At 62.3% G+C, this 16454-nt stretch carries 12 protein-coding genes; 8 read left to right on the top strand and 4 right to left on the bottom strand.

Annotated elements, in window-relative coordinates:
* Positions 1 to 107: 107 nt before the first annotated feature.
* The 7 genes from MUU77_RS09415 (at position 108) to MUU77_RS09385 (ending at position 8093) form a co-directional block, all read left to right on the top strand.
* Positions 108 to 1976, top strand: coding sequence for a copper resistance system multicopper oxidase (locus tag MUU77_RS09415; protein ID WP_245085890.1), 1869 nt, complete (start codon positions 108 to 110; stop codon positions 1974 to 1976).
* Complete coding sequence (locus MUU77_RS09410) at positions 1973 to 3157, top strand: copper resistance protein B (RefSeq protein WP_245085888.1); 1185 nt, start codon at positions 1973 to 1975, stop codon at positions 3155 to 3157. The genes MUU77_RS09415 and MUU77_RS09410 overlap by 4 nt, the downstream gene beginning before the upstream one ends.
* A gap of 13 nt (positions 3158 to 3170) precedes the next feature.
* The gene (locus MUU77_RS09405; protein WP_245085886.1) at positions 3171 to 3983 is read left to right on the top strand and encodes a cytochrome c; all 813 of its coding nucleotides are present in this window, start codon (positions 3171 to 3173) and stop codon (positions 3981 to 3983) included.
* A 69-nt stretch (positions 3984 to 4052) separates the two neighbouring features.
* The gene (locus MUU77_RS09400; protein WP_245085884.1) at positions 4053 to 4583 is read left to right on the top strand and encodes a DUF411 domain-containing protein; all 531 of its coding nucleotides are present in this window, start codon (positions 4053 to 4055) and stop codon (positions 4581 to 4583) included.
* 128 nt (positions 4584 to 4711) lie between these two features.
* Entirely contained in the window at positions 4712 to 7042 is a 2331-nt protein-coding gene (locus tag MUU77_RS09395; RefSeq protein ID WP_245094366.1) for a heavy metal translocating P-type ATPase, read from the top strand.
* A 28-nt stretch (positions 7043 to 7070) separates the two neighbouring features.
* Positions 7071 to 7382, top strand: coding sequence for a hypothetical protein (locus MUU77_RS09390; protein WP_245085882.1), 312 nt, complete (start codon positions 7071 to 7073; stop codon positions 7380 to 7382).
* A 69-nt stretch (positions 7383 to 7451) separates the two neighbouring features.
* A complete protein-coding gene (locus MUU77_RS09385; protein ID WP_245085880.1) occupies positions 7452 to 8093 on the top strand; it encodes a DUF305 domain-containing protein in 642 nt (213 codons plus the stop codon).
* Positions 8094 to 8095: 2 nt separating this feature from the next.
* Here MUU77_RS09385 and hutG read toward each other — a convergent pair whose 3' ends face one another.
* From hutG to hutC, 4 genes are read right to left on the bottom strand one after another with little or no spacing between them, the layout of a single operon-like run.
* Positions 8096 to 9052, bottom strand: coding sequence for a formimidoylglutamase (hutG, locus tag MUU77_RS09380; RefSeq protein ID WP_245085878.1), 957 nt, complete (start codon positions 9050 to 9052; stop codon positions 8096 to 8098).
* Positions 9049 to 10578 carry a histidine ammonia-lyase gene (hutH, locus tag MUU77_RS09375; protein ID WP_245085876.1) on the bottom strand — a complete coding sequence of 510 codons (1530 nt, stop codon included), beginning with the start codon at positions 10576 to 10578 and terminating at the stop codon, positions 9049 to 9051. The genes hutG and hutH overlap by 4 nt, the downstream gene beginning before the upstream one ends.
* A gap of 5 nt (positions 10579 to 10583) precedes the next feature.
* The gene (gene hutU, locus MUU77_RS09370; protein ID WP_245085874.1) at positions 10584 to 12275 is read right to left on the bottom strand and encodes a urocanate hydratase; all 1692 of its coding nucleotides are present in this window, start codon (positions 12273 to 12275) and stop codon (positions 10584 to 10586) included.
* A gap of 7 nt (positions 12276 to 12282) precedes the next feature.
* Positions 12283 to 13008 (bottom strand): histidine utilization repressor, encoded by a 726-nt coding sequence (gene hutC / locus MUU77_RS09365; protein WP_245085872.1) that lies wholly within the window; start codon positions 13006 to 13008, stop codon positions 12283 to 12285.
* A 680-nt stretch (positions 13009 to 13688) separates the two neighbouring features.
* On the opposite strand from hutC, the gene MUU77_RS09360 reads away from it, so the two are divergent.
* On the top strand, positions 13689 to 16409 hold the full coding sequence (locus MUU77_RS09360; protein WP_245085870.1) for a TonB-dependent receptor: 2721 nt from the start codon (positions 13689 to 13691) through the stop codon (positions 16407 to 16409).
* Positions 16410 to 16454: the final 45 nt, after the last annotated feature.

Below are 16454 nucleotides of genomic sequence, written 5' to 3'. Positions count from 1 at the left end.
TTTGGCGCCGCAACGGCGCTGTGGGTGTGGCCTGTGCGCTCGTCTAGGCCGGCCACCCGCTCTGTACCACCGCACGCCGGTGGCAACACGATGCTAGGAGCATTTTCATGTCGCATGATGATTTTCGTGGCCCGCCGGGCGGGCCACTGCTGCCTTCGCGGCGGCGATTTGTCCAAGGCTTGGCCTTGGGAGGCGCAGTGGCAGGCTTGGGGCTCTGGCCCAAGTCCGGCTGGGCACTGAAGGGCCCAGGACAGCCCAACGTGCTGTCAGGCACGGAGTTCGACCTGACCATCGGCGAGACACCGATGAACTTCACCGGCAAGACGCGCACGGCTATCACCGTCAACGGATCCGTTCCCGCGCCATTGCTGCGATGGAAGGAGGGCACCACCGTCAACCTGCGCGTGGCCAACGCACTGCCCGCCAACTCGATCCATGGTTCGGATACCTCAATCCATTGGCACGGGATCCTGCTGCCAGCCAACATGGACGGGGTCCCGGGGCTCAGTTTTGATGGCATCGGCCGTGGCGAGACCTATCACTACAAGTTCACCCTGCACCAGGGTGGCACTTACTGGTACCACAGCCACTCCGGCTTTCAGGAGCAAGCTGGCCTTTATGGCCCGTTGGTGATCGACCCGCTGGAGCCGGAGCCCTTCAGTTTCGACCGCGATTACGTCGTGATGCTCAGCGACTGGACGGATCTGGATCCAGCAGCCTTATTTGATCGGCTGAAGAAGATGCCGGGCCACGACAATTACTACAAGCGCACGGTGGGTGACTTCGCGCGTGATGTCAGGCGCAACGGGCTGTCGGCCACGCTGGAAGATCGCAAGATGTGGGGTGTGATGCGCATGACGCCTACGGATCTTTCCGACGTCAATGCGAACACCTACACGTACCTGATGAACGGCACGACCTCGCTGGGCAACTGGACCGGGTTGTTTCGCAGTGGCGAGAAGGTGCGCCTGCGCTTCATCAATGGCTCTGCAATGACGTACTTCGATGTGCGTATTCCAGGCCTGAAGATGACCGTAGTGGCCGCAGATGGCTTGTACGTTCACCCCGTGACCGTCGATGAATTTCGCATCGCGGTCGCAGAGACCTTCGATGTGATCGTTGAGCCGTCCGGGCAAGATGCGTTCACGATCTTTGCACAGGATTCGGGACGTACCGGCTATGTCAGCGGGACCCTGGCGGTGCGCGAGGGCTTGCGTGCGCCCGTCCCCTCCGTGGATCCCAGACCCTTGTTGACCATGGCTGACATGGGCATGGATCACGGATCGATGGACATGTCCGGCAGCAGCAAGGGCATGGAAGGCGGTTGCGGGGCGGCGATGGGCATGCCAGGCATGAGCCCACCGACGAGCACCCCAGACGGTGGAGCCCATGCCGGCCATGCCATGCCGGCCACAGGCGATGGCGCTATGGCGGGCATGCAGCACGGCGGCATGCAATCCCATCCTGCCAGCGAAACCAACAACCCGCTGCTCGACAATCAGGCCATGAGCGTGAGCTCGCGCCTGGATGACCCGGGCAATGGGCTGCGCAACAACGGGCGCCAGGTCCTGAGCTATTCCATGCTCAAGAGCACATTCGAGGACCCCGACGGTCGTGATCCCGGTCGTGAGATCGAACTTCATCTGACCGGCCACATGGAGAAGTTCTCCTGGGGCTTCAACGGCCAGAAATTCTCCGATGTCGAGCCACTACGCCTGAACTATGGCGAGCGTATGCGCATCGTCCTGGTCAACGACACGATGATGACCCATCCCATTCATCTGCATGGCATGTGGAGTGACGTGGAGGACGACAACGGCAATTTCATGGTGCGCAAACATACCGTTGATATGCCGCCTGGCAGCCGAAGGACGTATCGCGTGCGCGCAGATGCCCTGGGCAGTTGGGCATTCCATTGCCATCTGCTCTATCACATGGAAGCCGGAATGATGCGCACGGTGAGGGTCGACGAATGAAGATCAATAATCGCCACGCTGCCACGGCATTACTGACGCTGGCTATCACGCTGGCCCTGTCCAATGCGGCCATCGCCCAAACCATGCAGCACGGCACCATGCCGATGGAGCAGAGCGGGCAAAGTCAGGATCATTCGGCGCACCAAGTCCCCGCAGCAAAGCCAGCGCCCCCAAAGAAGCCGGTAACTCCTGCCAAGAAGCCCGAGGCAGAGATGGACCATGCGGCGATGGGGCATGCCATGCCGAGCACACCGCCGGCGATGCAGGGGATGGACCACAGCCAGATGGGCCACGCTGCGCCAGCCAGCACGAACGATGCCGCCCAACCTGCGATGCAGGGGATGGATCACAGCCAAATGGATCAGCCTGCGCCGAAGACCGGCGCCGATGCCGCGCCTGAGCCTGCGATGCAGTCGATGGAAGGCATGGATCACAGCCAGATGGGGCATGCCTCGCCGGCGCCGACCCAGCCACGCACGCCTATTCCCGAGGTGACAGACGCTGATCGCAAGGCGGCCATCGCACCTGATCATGCACACCCGGTGCACGACAATGGCATCAAGAGCTATGTGCTGTTCAATCGTCTGGAGACCTGGGATGCCGACCCCGGCACGGGTTTGGGGTGGGAAGGGCAGGCCTGGATAGGCACGGATCTGGATCGCATCTGGTTGCGCAGCGAGGGGGAACGATCGGACGGTCAAACCGAGTCGGCCGACCTGGAAGTGCTCTACGGTCGCAGCGTCTCCACCTGGTGGGATGTGGTGGCCGGTGTGCGCCACGATTTCAAGCCGGGCGCCTCGCAGAACTTTGCTGCCATTGGCGTGCAGGGACTGGCCCCGATGAAGTTCGAGATGTCCGCAACGGCCTACCTGGGCGAGGGCGGTCAGACGGCGGCCAATGTGGAAGCCGAGTACGAACTGCTGTTGACCAACCGATGGATCCTGCAGCCCTTGGTCGAAGTCACGGCCTACGGCAAGAACGATCCATTGCGTGGTATCGGCTCGGGATTGAGCACCGCCGAGGCCGGACTACGGCTGCGCTACGAATTCACTCGCAGGTTCGCGCCTTACATCGGCGTGGTCTACGAGCGCGCCTTCGGCAATACAGCGGATATGCGGCGCGAGCACGCCGAGTCCTTTGAAGACACGCGCCTTGTCATCGGCCTTCGCACTTGGTTCTGAGGGGAGACAGACGATGAAATCCAACAAGAAGATATGGGTATGGCTCGGTGCCAGTGCGGCCCTGGTTGCGGTGGTCGCCACCGCCACGGTATCGCTTGGCGTGTACAACGTTGCGGCCGATGATCCACACAGCCGTGCGGTGTACGCGTTGTTGGAAACCGCGCGTGAGCGTTCCATCTCGGTGCGCGCGGCCAAGCTGCAGGTGCCTGCCAATTTGAACGACCCTGAGCGTATCCGCCAAGGGGCGGGCAACTACAACGCCATGTGCGTGGCCTGCCATCTCTCACCGGAGGCTGCCGCCACAGAATTGAGCAAGGGTTTGTACCCCGCGCCGCCGAATCTGAGCAAGCAACCGATCGCACCGGCTGAAGCGTTCTGGGTCATCAAGCACGGTATCAAGGCCAGTGGCATGCCGGCCTGGGGTGGCAGCATGGACGATGAGTTCATCTGGAACATGGCCGCGTTTCTGCAGGAGCTGCCCAAGTTGGACAAGACCGGCTATCAGGTCTTGGTGGCAAGCAGTGATGGTCACTCGCACGGTGGCGGTGAGACTGACGGGCACTCTGATGGTGAGGAGGCCGGCGGAGATCATCATGGCGGTGACGAAGGCGCTGCCGTGGGTGATGACCATAGTCAGGGTCACGAGTCCGGTGGAATGGACATGAGTCAAAGCACGGAAAGCACCACGCACGAGCATGCCGCGGCGCCAGCCAAGCAACCGACCCAGACCAAGTCCGACAGCGATCACAGCGAGCACGCCTCTATGCCCACCAAGCCCGCCGAAGCGGCGCCGAAAGCCGACGACGGCCACGACCACCAGCACTGACTTTTTCATGGAGCAGACCAGCTCCACGCCCGGGCGCCACGGCGCCTGGGCACCTTTTGAGGATTCTTGATGAATACGCAACGCAGCTGTCTCTTGCTTTTGGCCACAGCCCTGTCCGTGTCCGCATGCGCACGCCCGTCCGAGTCTGTCACCCCGGTAGGTGCGACCGCAGCCTCGGCAGAGGTTCAACTAGGTGTGCCGCCCCCGCAAGCGCTGCCGTTGGTCAAGGTGCACAAAAGTGCGACGTGCGGGTGCTGCCAGCTGTGGGTCGAGCATTTGGAAAAAGCCGGCTTCACGGTCGAAGTCCATAACAGCGAGGATCTCAATCCCATCAAGGCGAAGTTGGGCGTGCCCTACGGTCGCGGCTCGTGCCACACCGCGGAGATCGACGGTTACATCGTCGAGGGTCACGTGCCGGTGCAGGACATTTTCCGTCTGCTGCGCGAGCGGCCGCAGGGCCGCGGACTTGTATTGCCCGGCATGCCAGCGGGTTCACCGGGCATGGAAATGCCCGATGGGCGCGTGCAGCCCTACACCGTTGAACTGGTGCTCCCCGATGGCACCACGCAACCCTACGTTCTGCATGGCCGCCGCGGCTGAGTCTTGCCGCGATCCTTGTTCTCAACCGAGACCGATCCATGTCGCCACATTCCCATCATGAAGCCGGTGAAGCACCGTCGCAGAATGTCAGCGGTGAGGGCACGCAGGTGCGCGACCCCGTTTGCGGCATGCAGGTCTGGCCATCGCGAACACCGTTCGACGCTGTGCATGGCGGGAAGAAGTACCACTTCTGCTCAGCCAAATGCCGCGAGCGCTTCATCGCCACGCCGGCACGCTACACCCAGACCCCTGCCGAAGAGAGCGCCCCCTCTGTGGCCTCTGTCGAGCCGGCGACGGGTCCAGCCACGATCTATACCTGTCCGATGCACCCGCAGATTCGCCAGCTAGGCCCCGGCACGTGTCCGATCTGCGGCATGGCGCTTGAACCGGAGATGCCCTCACTGGAGGAGGACGATAATCCTGAGTTGCGCGATTTCACCCGACGTTTCTGGTGGACGTTACCATTGACCGTAATAGTCCTGGTCCTGGCGATGCTGGGCCATCGGCTGCCTGGACTGTCCACTCAGGCGCGCACGTGGATCGAACTGGTCCTGAGTGCACCGGTGGTGCTGTGGGCCGGATGGCCCTTCTTCCAGCGCTGCGTGCAATCCATCATCAATCGCAGTCCCAACATGTGGACGCTGATCGGCATCGGCGTGGCCGCCGCATTCGGCTACAGCGTGGTCGCGACCGTGGCGCCGGGTCTGTTTCCAGATTCCTTTCGCGAACACGGCCGGGTAGGGGTGTATTTCGAGGCAGCAGCGGTCATCGTCTCGCTCACCCTGCTGGGCCAACTGCTGGAGTTGCGAGCCCGCTCCAAAACTTCGGCTGCCATCAAGTCGCTGCTCGGGTTGGCGCCCAAGACCGCCCGTCGTCTAAAGCCTGATGGTGAAGAAGAAGACATTGCACTTGATCACGTGCACGTGGGCGACCTGCTGCGCGTGCGTCCGGGCGAGAAAGTACCGGTCGACGGCGAGGTGATTGAAGGGCGCACCAGCGTGGATGAGTCCATGCTCACCGGCGAGCCGATTCCGGTGGAGAAGACCGTTGGCGATCATGTCATCGGTGCGACGTTGAACGGCACGGGCGCGCTGGTGATCCGCGCTGACAAGGTGGGGTCCGGGACTGTTCTGGCGCAGATCGTGCAGTTGGTGGCACAAGCCCAACGCTCGCGCGCACCGATGCAGCGCATGGCCGACCAAGTGGCCTACTGGTTTGTCCTGGCAGTGCTGGCCACGGCGGTGCTGACCTTCTTCGGCTGGGGATTGCTGGGTCCTGAGCCTTCCTGGACCTATGCGGTCCTCAATGCGGTGTCAGTTCTGATCATCGCCTGTCCCTGTGCACTGGGCTTGGCCACGCCGATGTCGATCATGGTCGCCACCGGACGCGCTGCCCAGGTCGGCGTGCTGTTCCGCGACGCACAAGCCATTGAGCAGTTGCGCCTGATCGATACCTTGATTGTGGACAAGACGGGCACGTTGACCGAAGGGCGACCCGCCTTTCGCGACACCCTGTCCCATGCCGGCTTCAATGCCGATGAGATCCTCCGTCTGGCCGGCAGCCTAGAGCAGGGCAGCGAGCATCCCTTGGCCGAAGCGATCGTGGCCGAGGCCAAGCGCCGGGGTCTGAGCCTTCCGGCGGCAGAGGACTTCGATTCACTGACCGGGCAGGGCGTGCGCGGACGGGTGGCCGAATACGTTGTCGTGCTGGGTAACCAGAGCCTGATGGCCTCGGTGGGCGCTGACACTGCGCCCCTGCACAACAGCGTCGAACGCCTGCGCAACGAAGGGGCCAGCGTGGTGTTCCTGGCGGTGGATGGCCGCCTGGCCGGCGCCATTGCCGTGGCTGATCCGATCAAGGCCACCACGTTGCCCGCCTTGAACCTGCTACGGGCCGATGGCCTGCATGTGGTGATGGCGTCCGGCGATGCGCAAGCCACGGCCGAGGCAGTTGGACGCACATTGGGCATCGATGATGTGCGCGGCGGCGTCAAACCCCAAGGCAAGGCCGAGTTGGTCCAACACCTAAAGGCTCAAGGTCGTCGCGTGGCTATGGCCGGTGATGGCATCAATGATGCGCCGGCCTTGGCCGCCGCCGATGTCGGCATTGCAATGGGCACCGGCACGGATGTGGCCATGTCCAGCGCTCAAGTGACCTTGGTCAAGGGCGATCTGACGCGCATCGTCCAGGCGCGCGCCATCTCCGCATCGACCGTCGCCAACATGAAACAGAATCTGGGCTTTGCCTTTGTCTACAACGCCATTGGCGTGCCCATCGCGGCGGGTTTGCTATACCCCAGCTTCGGTCTGTTGCTCAGCCCGATGATGGCCGCCCTGGCCATGAGTCTGAGCTCGGTCTCGGTCGTGACCAATGCACTGCGTTTGTCCGGCGGCTCGGTTGCGGCCGCCTCCCACCCTGACCGCGCCGTTGAGCCTGCGCGCGGCCATTCCTGTCACTGATGGCTCACATCCCTCAAGGAGTACTGCAATGAAGCGTTATGCCTCCCTCTCGATGATGTCCCTGTTCCTGGTGGCCGGTGCCGCCTTTGCCGGTGGCCAGGCCACCACGCCCACCACCGACCATGGCCAGCACAAGCCGATGGATCACAAGAAGCAGGAGCACGGCCAACACAAGCCGGCCGCCGATGCCGACTTCACCAAGCTGGACGTCAACAAGAACGGTGCCCTGTCCAAGGAAGAGCTGGCCAAGCACAAGCTGGCAGCGCACTTCGGCATGCTCGACACCAACAAGGACGGCAAGCTGAGCTCGCAGGAATTTGCTGCCGGCAGGGGCATGTAAATGGTGTGACCGGGGGCCGTGCCAACGGTCCCCGGGTTCGGCCGCTGCGCCATTCCCACGGAGATCGCTATGTCCTCTTCGCACGATACGCACGAAAGCGCCAACGCACGACCCTCGCCAACTGCGGGGCAGCATGCCTCGCACGGATCTGCCAATCAGGCACATCAGGGCCATCAGGGCCATCAGGGCCATCAGGGCCATCAGGGCCATCAGGGCCATCAGGGCCATCAGGGCCATCAGGGCCATCAGGGCCATCAGGGCCATCAGGGCCACTATGGCCGACTGTTGTTGATGATGGCCCTGTCCTTTGTCGCCATGTACGCGCTCATGTACGCCATGGTGGACCAGTGGGCTAACGTCTATAACAACATCAATCAGTTCTATATGGCGGGCCTGATGGCTGCGCCCATGCTGCTGATCGAGCTATGGCTCATGTCCAGCATGTACCCGGACCGTCGACGCAACCTGGTTCTTGCCGGCTTGACGGTGGCCTTCATGCTCTTCTGCTGGTGGGGCATTCGCACCCAAGCCGCTGTCACGGATCGGCAATTCATCCGCTCGATGATCCCCCATCATGCCGGCGCCATCCTGATGTGCGAGGAGAACCGTCTGCAGGATCCCGAGCTGACCAAGCTCTGCCAGGACATCATCGCCTCACAGACGCAGGAAATAGCCCAGATGAAACAATTACTGTCCGAGCGTTCCCGCTAGCGCTATGCCGGCACAGAGGTCTTCTGGCCTGGCCGGGTCTGAGCGTCTATGACACGGTGGATGAGCCGCGCGGCCACACGCGCGGTTGCCTGATCCGGATCCAGGGGCGGGCACAGCTCGGCCACATCCATTAGCCGAACCTTGCCCGAGGCCACCACCAGATCCAGCAGACACTCGACAACTTCCAAGCTGATACCGCGGGGGTTGGGCGCACTGACCCCGGGCGCGATCGATTGCGGTAGCACGTCCAGGCATAGGGTCAGATAGATGACATCCACCGCTTCACACCACCGCACCAACAGGTCGGCTTGTGTGTGCCAGTTCCAAGCGCACAACGCGTCATCGGTGATGTAGCGGGTGCCTTCGCGCTCGGCCGTAGCGAACAGGGAAGGCGTATTACTCGAGCGGCTGATGCCAATGCAGTGGTAGTGCAGCGGGTAGCCGCTACTGCGGGCATGCTCCAGCGCTTGCAAGAATGGCGTGCCCGAGCTCGCGTAGCCCTGGTTACGCAGGTCAAAGTGCGCATCGAAGTTGAAGATGCCGATCCGCGCCTGTGAGGCACCCAGATGGGCTCGAAGCGCCGCGTAGCTGGCGTAACCGATCTCGTGACCACCACCCAACCCCACCACCCAATGCCCCTGGTCCAGCAATTGCTGGGCCCGCTGGGAATACAAGGCTTGGGCCGACTCAAGCTTCTGATCCACACACCGGATATCGCCCGCATCGTAGAGCGGGCCCGCGTGGCGCACCGGCAGGTTGGACATGGCCTTGCGCAGCGCATCCGGACCCTGTGCCGCTCCGGTACGTCCTGCGTTGCGTCGGATACCTTCATCACAGGCAAACCCGAGCAGGGCGATGCCGGCCGGGCCAAGCGCTGGATCCAGCCTCACCTCCTGATGCCAGCGCCGGGTATCAGCGGCCGCCGGCATGTCCACGCATCCCTGCCAAACCGAATTCACGCGCGCAGATCCTGCAGGGGCCAATCCAGGAACGGCTTCAGGCCATCGTGTTCGATGAACGTCTCGATGGCGTGCATCTCCGGGGCCAAGTAGCGGTCTTCATCGTAGCGGGGCACGAGCGCGCGAACTTGCGCATGTACCGCCTCCAGTGCTTGGGAAGACTGCAGTGGCCGCCGGAACTCTACGCCCTGGCAGGCCGCGAGTAGTTCAATGGCCACGATGCGTCGCACGTTGTCGGTCACATCGCGTGACTTGCGTGCGGCGAAGGTGGCCATGCTGACGTGATCTTCCTGGTTGGCCGAGGTGGGTAGGGAGTCGACACTGGCAGGGTGAGAGAGTGTTTTGTTCTCACTTGCCAGGGCTGCCGCAGTCACATGCGCGATCATGAAACCGGAGTTGACGCCGGGGTTGGCTACCAGGAAGGCGGGTAGCCCAGAGAGCGTGGAATCAATCAGCAAGGCAATGCGTCGCTCGGACAAGGCGCCGATCTCGGACACCGCCATGGTCAATTGATCGGCGGCGAAGGCCACCGGCTCGGCGTGGAAGTTGCCGCCTGAAATCACCTCGCCGGTATCGGTGAACACCAACGGATTGTCTGAGACGGCGTTGGCCTCGGTCAGCAGCACATGAGCAGCGTGCTGCATCACATCGCGCACCGCACCCATCACCTGCGGCTGGCACCGCAAGCTGTAGGGATCCTGCACGCGGGTGTCATCGTGCAGATGCGACTGGCGGATGGCGCTGCCAGCCAGCAATCGCTGGTAGTGCGCAGCCACAGCGATCTGGCCCGGTTGGCCACGCACGGCGTGGATCCTCGCATCGAAGGGCGCATCCGAACCGCAGGCAGCGTCCACGCTCATCGCGCCAGCCAACACAGCGGCAGCGTATACCTGTTCGGCGGCAAACAGCGCCATCAGCGCGATGCCGGTGGAGACCTGGGTGCCGTTGAGCAGCGCCAACCCTTCCTTGGCCGCAAGCCGAATGGGCGCAATACCTGCTCGCTCCAACGCCTGGCCGGCATGCATCAGTTGCCCATCGACGCGAACCTGACCTTCGCCCATCGCGGCCAGCGTCAGATGAGCCAATGGCGCCAGATCCCCCGACGCGCCCACAGAACCTTGAGCGGGGATACACGGCCAAATGTTGGCGTTGTAAATCGCGATCAAGGTGGTGAGCGTTTCCTCGCGGACGCCGGAGTAGCCTCGCGCCAGGGAGGCGATCTTGGTGGCGAAGATCACGCGCACACACGCATCATCCAGCAGTGTGCCCATGCCCACGGCATGTGAACGGACCAGGTTGGTCTGCAACTGTTCCAGTTGCTCGCGGGGGATGTGCACTTTTGCCAGCTTGCCAAAGCCTGTATTGATGCCATAGGCCGGTTCGCCCGCCGCCACGATGGCTTGGACGGTGTGCGAAGAGGCACGCACGACATCCCAGCAGGTCGCATCCAGCGCGATGGGCTCAGCACGTTTGGCGATGCGCCTCAGCTGGGCCAATGTCAGTTGGCCAGGTACCAGGGTCAACATGTGGCTTACTCCAGGATGGCCGGCAGGTTCAACGCGTGCTCGCGAGCACACGCCAATGCCAACTCGTACCCGGCATCGGCATGACGCATCACACCGGTGGCCGGATCATTCCACAGCACGCGTGCCAGCCGACGATCCGCCTGCTCGGTGCCATCGCAGACGATGACCACCCCCGAATGTTGCGAAAAGCCCATGCCCACACCACCGCCGTGATGCAGACTTACCCAGGTGGCACCGCCGCTGGTGGCCAGCATCGCGTTGAGCAATGGCCAATCCGACACCGCATCAGACCCATCGCGCATGGCTTCGGTTTCGCGGTTGGGGCTGGCGACCGAGCCGCAGTCCAGATGATCGCGCCCGATCACGATGGGCGCTTTAAGCTCGCCGGTACGCACCATCTCATTGAATGCGAGAGCGGCTTTTTGGCGCTCGCCCAGGCCCAGCCAGCAGATGCGTGCCGGCAGGCCCTGGAACGCGATGCGCTCGCGCGCCTGATCCAACCACTGGTGCAGATGCACGTTATCGGGAAACAGTTCTTTGACCTTGGCATCGGTCTTGTAGATGTCCTCCGGATCACCACTGAGCGCCACCCAGCGGAAGGGGCCCATGCCACGGCAGAACAACGGTCGAATGCAGGCTGGGACAAAGCCGGGGAAGGCGAACGCGTTGTCCACGCCCTGATCCAGGGCGACCTGTCGGATGTTGTTCCCATAGTCGATCGTGGGCACCCCCATGGCGTGGAAATCAAGCATCGCGCGTACGTGCGTAGCGCAGGAGGCAGCGGCGGCTTGGCTGAGTGCTTGTCGCTGGCTATCGCTCCCGGCTCTGGCCTGCTCCCACTCAGGCACGGTCCACCCAGCAGGCAGATAGCCGTTGATCAAATCGTGCGCCGAGGTCTGATCGGTCACCGCGTGGGGGCGAGAACCGCCACTGCGCGCTCGGTCGACGAACTGGGGCAACAGATCGGCGGCATTGCCCAGCAAGCCCACCGAAACCGGTGTGGGACTACGCTCGATGATCTGCAGCGCCTCATCGATGGAGTAGGCCTTGTAATCGACATACCGGGTGCGGATGCGGAAGTCGATGCGTGACTCCTGGCATTCGATGACGATACTGCTAGCCCCGGCCAACGTGGCAGCCAGGGCTTGCGCCCCACCCATGCCGCCCAGACCCGCAGTGAGGATCCACTTGCCGGTCCAGTCGCCACCGTAGTACTGACGTCCCAGTTCGACGAAGGTCTCATACGTGCCTTGGACAATGCCTTGGCTACCGATATAGATCCAGCTGCCCGCCGTCATCTGGCCGTACATCATCAAGCCCTTCTTATCGAGCTCGTTGAAGTGTTCCCATGTGGCCCAATGCGGCACCAGATTGGAATTGGCGATCAGTACGCGGGGCGCATCCGGATGCGTGCGAAATACGCCAACGGGTTTGCCGGACTGAACCAGCAAGGACTCATCGTCCTCCAGCGACTGCAGTGTGGCCAGGATGCGGTCGAAGCTTTTCCAGTCGCGCGCGGCGCGGCCGATGCCGCCATAGACCACCAGATCTTCCGGGCGCTCGGCCACATCCGGATCCAAGTTATTCTGGATCATGCGGAAGGCCGCTTCGGTCAACCAACTCTTGCAATGCAGTTGGGTGCCGATCGGTGCGCGAATGGTGCGCGGCATGAGAGCAGAGCGTTCCAAGGTGTCCATCAAGTCCTCAAGGAGTCAGGGGGGCGCCCACCTGAAAGGTGCCCACAAAGCGATAGCGGGATGCCGGGTGGATCAATCGCACGAAGCTGGCAACTTGGCCGCGGGACCATGTGCGGCGGGTGAGCACGAGCAGAGGATCACCCTCGTTGATCTTCAGTTGCGCCGCCAGACGCTTGCTGGCGGTCTCGGCTTCGATCACGTGTTCGGCGCGCTCTAACGGCGCAACACGCATCAAGTACTGATGCGGGATCTCGGTATGGAAGTCGATGTCAAGATAGTCCGGCGCCACACTGGGATGCACGAACCGGTCCTCCAACTGCACTGGCTTGTCATCGCTGTGGTGAAGAAGCCGGCTATGGAACAGTTCAGAACCACTGGCCAGGCCGAACTGCGTTGTCACGGTGGAGCGCGCTTCGACGGTTTCGCAGATCAGCACCTGCACTGAATGCGTTTGCCCGCGCGACTGGATCTCCTCACGGATATTGCGCACCTCGAACATCGCCGATTCGGCTTTGGGGCCGGCCACAAACGTCCCGACGCCTTGCACTCGGCTCAACACGCCCGCATCGGTCAGCTCGCGCAGCGCCCGGTTCACCGTCATGCGCGACAAGCCAAATTTGGCAGTTAGCTCGTTCTCACTGGGTACGCGACTGCGCGCAGGCCAGTCGCCATTGGTGATGTGACGCAGGATGTAATGCTTGAGCTTCTGATAGTGCGGCTTGGGTTCGTCCATGGCCCGAGCATTACATGTCTATACAACCAATCCAACCACTTTCGATGCTGTGCTGCACAAGTTGTTGACACTAAGAATTTCCCCGTGCTATTGCTGTGGTATAGACAACCTGTCTGGACCGCCACACGCTTATGCCGTCGCTCCGCGTGCTCCTGCGTATGTTCTTGATCCTCGTGCTCTGCGCGGATGGGACCCTGAGCGCGCAGGCCACCACGCGCATGGCCGTGCGGCACATTCCCCCACCTGGCAGCGTGGCCGGCTCCCACACCGTCCACGGCGTGCGGGCCGGGGAGGGCGTACGCAGCAACGAACGCGTCAAGATTAGTAACGATTGCAACAAAAATTTCGGCGGCAAGCAGGCCGGCCAGGGTGATCAAAGCGATCACCGTTGTGACTGTAGTACCACCTCGTGCGATTGCAGTTGTGTCCTGACGTTCTTTGCTGGTCGCGTACCGGTCATCTTTGCCGCCCAGCACGCGCTCAATAGCACCCACTTGCCTACGCCTGATCTGCCGCCGCTGCGACGACAGGTGTCCCGGCTGTTCCGACCTCCCATCGGCTAATGCTGCTTAGTCGCCATTGACTGGCGACGTCTACGCACGCCCTGATGTCGCATAGGCCCCCACGTCTGGGGCACCAGGGTCATACGCATGCATTGCCCTTCGGGGGAGAGAGAACCCATGTACTTCAAGCGCAATCCTTTGGCGGTATCCGTCGGCGCCCTTCTGTGTGCCGGTTTTTCCACCGTGGCCCTGGCCCAAGAAACTGAACAGGCCGCCGCGAGCGAGTCGGCCAGAACCCTGGATACGGTCCAGGTCACCGGCAGCCATATCAAGCGCCTGCAGATTTCCGGCGTCGGCCCGGTCAGCGTGGTCGACGCAGAGGCCATCGAACGTTCCGGTGCGACCTCGGTAGAAACCCTGTTGCAGCGTCTGCCTGCCTCGGCAGGCTTTGCGGGCAGCCAGAGCAATGCCTACTGGGCCGAGAATGGTTACGGCACCACGCAAGTCAATCTGCGCGGGTTGGGCATCAATCGTACGTTGGTACTGCTCAACGGCCGTCGCGTGGTCAATGGCGGCACCGGTGCGAACAGCTCGGTGGACCTGAACATCATTCCGGTGGCGCTGATCGAGCGCATCGAAGTACTCAAGGACGGCGCCTCGGCGATCTACGGCGCCGATGCGGTAGCGGGTGTGGTGAACATCATCACCAAGAAGGGCTACGACGGCGCAGAAGCAGCCGTGCGTTACGGTCAAACGTTTGAAAGCGATGGTGAGGAGAAGTCTTTCGATTTCGCCTGGGGTGTGAGCTCTGACCGTGGCTCGTTGATGGCGGGCATCAACTACTCCGAAAGTGGCGCGGTCAACATGGCCTCCCGCGCACCGTGTGGGTTGGGTGAGGTCGACGGACGACTGGAGTGCGTGGGAAGTTCGGCGACGATTGGCGGGCGGGCATTGCTGGCCGATGGCTCGCGCGTGAACTTCAACCAGGATCCCAACGGAGACGGCGACTTCTACGAGCCGTACTCGGCGGCCAAGCACAACTACAACGGCAATCCGTATCTCAACGCCGTCAATCCGATCAAGCGCCTGAGCTTCAGTCTGTTCGGCGATAGCTCGCTGAACGAGACCACGCGGGTCTTTACCGAGCTGATGTTCACCAATCGCCAATCCGATCAGCTGGCGACACCCGGTAGCCTGGGCGTCTATCGCCCGATCAACATCGCAGCCGATCATCCAACCAACCCCACCGGTCAGGATCTGCTCCTACAACGCCGTCGACTGGAAGAAGCAGGCGCGCGTGAGTTTTTCCAGGAAACCAACACGTTCCGCGTGGTGGCCGGTATCGAAGGGCAGCTGGGCATGAACTGGGACTGGTCGGCTGCGTTGAATTGGGGCCGCAACACCGGTGTGGATGGTTCGACCAACGTGGCCAATCTGGATCGCGTGGACGATACGCTCAACACCGCGCTGTGCAGCAACACGCCCGGTGCGGCCATCCCCTGTGGCGACTATCTTGGCTACGGCGACCTCACCCCGGAAGTCCTCAACTACATTCTGTTTAATACGCGTGACCATGGGGGCAATGACCAGAAGAGCTTTACCGCCAACATCAGCGGCCAGCTGTTTGAGATGCCAGCCGGTTGGGTCGGTTTTGCTTCAGGTATCGAGGTGCGCAAGGAGCGCGGCTGGCGCGATCCCGATCCGCTAACGGTGCTGGGCATCGCCAATACCAATCAGCAAGATCCCATCGCTGGCGAGTACACGGCCAAGGAAGCCTTCGCTGAGTTCGCGGTTCCGCTGTTGCAGGACAGTGTCATCGCCGAGAGCCTGACGCTCAATGCAGCGGTGCGGTACTCCGATTACGACCTGTTCGGCGAGGACGTGAACTACAAGGTGGGGCTGGACTGGCAGATCGTGCCTTCCCTGAAAGTGCGCGCCAACTACGCCACGGCCTTCCGCATTCCCAACATCCCCGAACTATTCGGCGGTGTTGCAGAGGGCAACCTCACCACCACTGACCCGTGCAGCGGCTGGAGCAGCCTGCCGGCTGACTCGGTGGTGCGACAGAACTGCCAGGCTTATGGCGTGCCGGCCGGGTACATGCAGCCGGGTAACACCATCCTCACCACTTCAGGCGGCAATCCCGACCTGGAGCCGGAAGATGCCAAATCCCTGACTGTGGGCGCGGTCTGGACCCCGAACTTCTTGCCGGGGCTGACGCTGACGGTGGACTACTTCAACATCAAGATCGACAACGCGATCCAGCGCATTGACGGCTCGACCAAGTTGTCTATCTGCTACAACACCCCGGGCCTGGCGCATCCGTTCTGCGGCAACGACAACTTCACTCGCAATCCGATCACCGGCGAGGTGGATTTCCTGTCGTCCCAGCCGGTCAATGCCGCCAATGAACGTGTTCGAGGCATCGATCTGGGTGGTTTGTACGAGTTCGCGGTCGCCGGGTTTGATTCGACTTTGAGCGTGGATGTGTCGTACCTGGACCAGTACGACGTGCGTCCGTTCCCGGGTGCGGAGGTGATCGAGTACGCCGGCAAGATCACCGGCGGCCGGGGCAGCTTCACTCACTGGCGTGCGCTGACCTCGCTGACGATGGAACGGGAGGCATGGTCAGGTTCCTACAGCCTGCAGTACATCGGTAAGGCCGATGACATCAATGCCAGCCCCGGCGACATTGGTGACCACGCCCCCAGCGTGACGTACCACAATGTCCAGCTCAAGTACGCACCGAGCAAGGCATTTGATGTCTCCTTCGGCATCGACAACCTGTACGACAAGAAAGCTCCGTTCATCCAGAGCTACACCGACGCCAATACCGACACGATGACGTATGACCTGCTGGGTCGTCGTTGGTATGCCCGCGTGGGTTACCACTGGTAAGGCTTGCTTGGCCTGCTCCCGTCCTTGCGGCGGGAGCAGGCATTG

This window comes from Pseudoxanthomonas sp. F37 (assembly GCF_022965755.1).
GTDB lineage: Bacteria > Pseudomonadota > Gammaproteobacteria > Xanthomonadales > Xanthomonadaceae > Pseudoxanthomonas_A.
This window is presented reverse-complemented; position numbering and strand designations above follow the sequence as displayed.

Coding starts and splice junctions, on each gene's coding strand:
- MUU77_RS09415 (WP_245085890.1), top strand. CDS start 108: ATGTCGCATGATGATTTTCGTGGCCCGCCGGGCGGGCCACTGCTGCCT.
- MUU77_RS09410 (WP_245085888.1), top strand. CDS start 1,973: ATGAAGATCAATAATCGCCACGCTGCCACGGCATTACTGACGCTGGCT.
- MUU77_RS09405 (WP_245085886.1), top strand. CDS start 3,171: ATGAAATCCAACAAGAAGATATGGGTATGGCTCGGTGCCAGTGCGGCC.
- MUU77_RS09400 (WP_245085884.1), top strand. CDS start 4,053: ATGAATACGCAACGCAGCTGTCTCTTGCTTTTGGCCACAGCCCTGTCC.
- MUU77_RS09395 (WP_245094366.1), top strand. CDS start 4,712: ATGCAGGTCTGGCCATCGCGAACACCGTTCGACGCTGTGCATGGCGGG.
- MUU77_RS09390 (WP_245085882.1), top strand. CDS start 7,071: ATGAAGCGTTATGCCTCCCTCTCGATGATGTCCCTGTTCCTGGTGGCC.
- MUU77_RS09385 (WP_245085880.1), top strand. CDS start 7,452: ATGTCCTCTTCGCACGATACGCACGAAAGCGCCAACGCACGACCCTCG.
- hutH (WP_245085876.1), bottom strand. CDS start 10,578: ATGTTGACCCTGGTACCTGGCCAACTGACATTGGCCCAGCTGAGGCGC.
- hutU (WP_245085874.1), bottom strand. CDS start 12,275: ATGGACACCTTGGAACGCTCTGCTCTCATGCCGCGCACCATTCGCGCA.
- hutC (WP_245085872.1), bottom strand. CDS start 13,008: ATGGACGAACCCAAGCCGCACTATCAGAAGCTCAAGCATTACATCCTG.
- MUU77_RS09360 (WP_245085870.1), top strand. CDS start 13,689: ATGTACTTCAAGCGCAATCCTTTGGCGGTATCCGTCGGCGCCCTTCTG.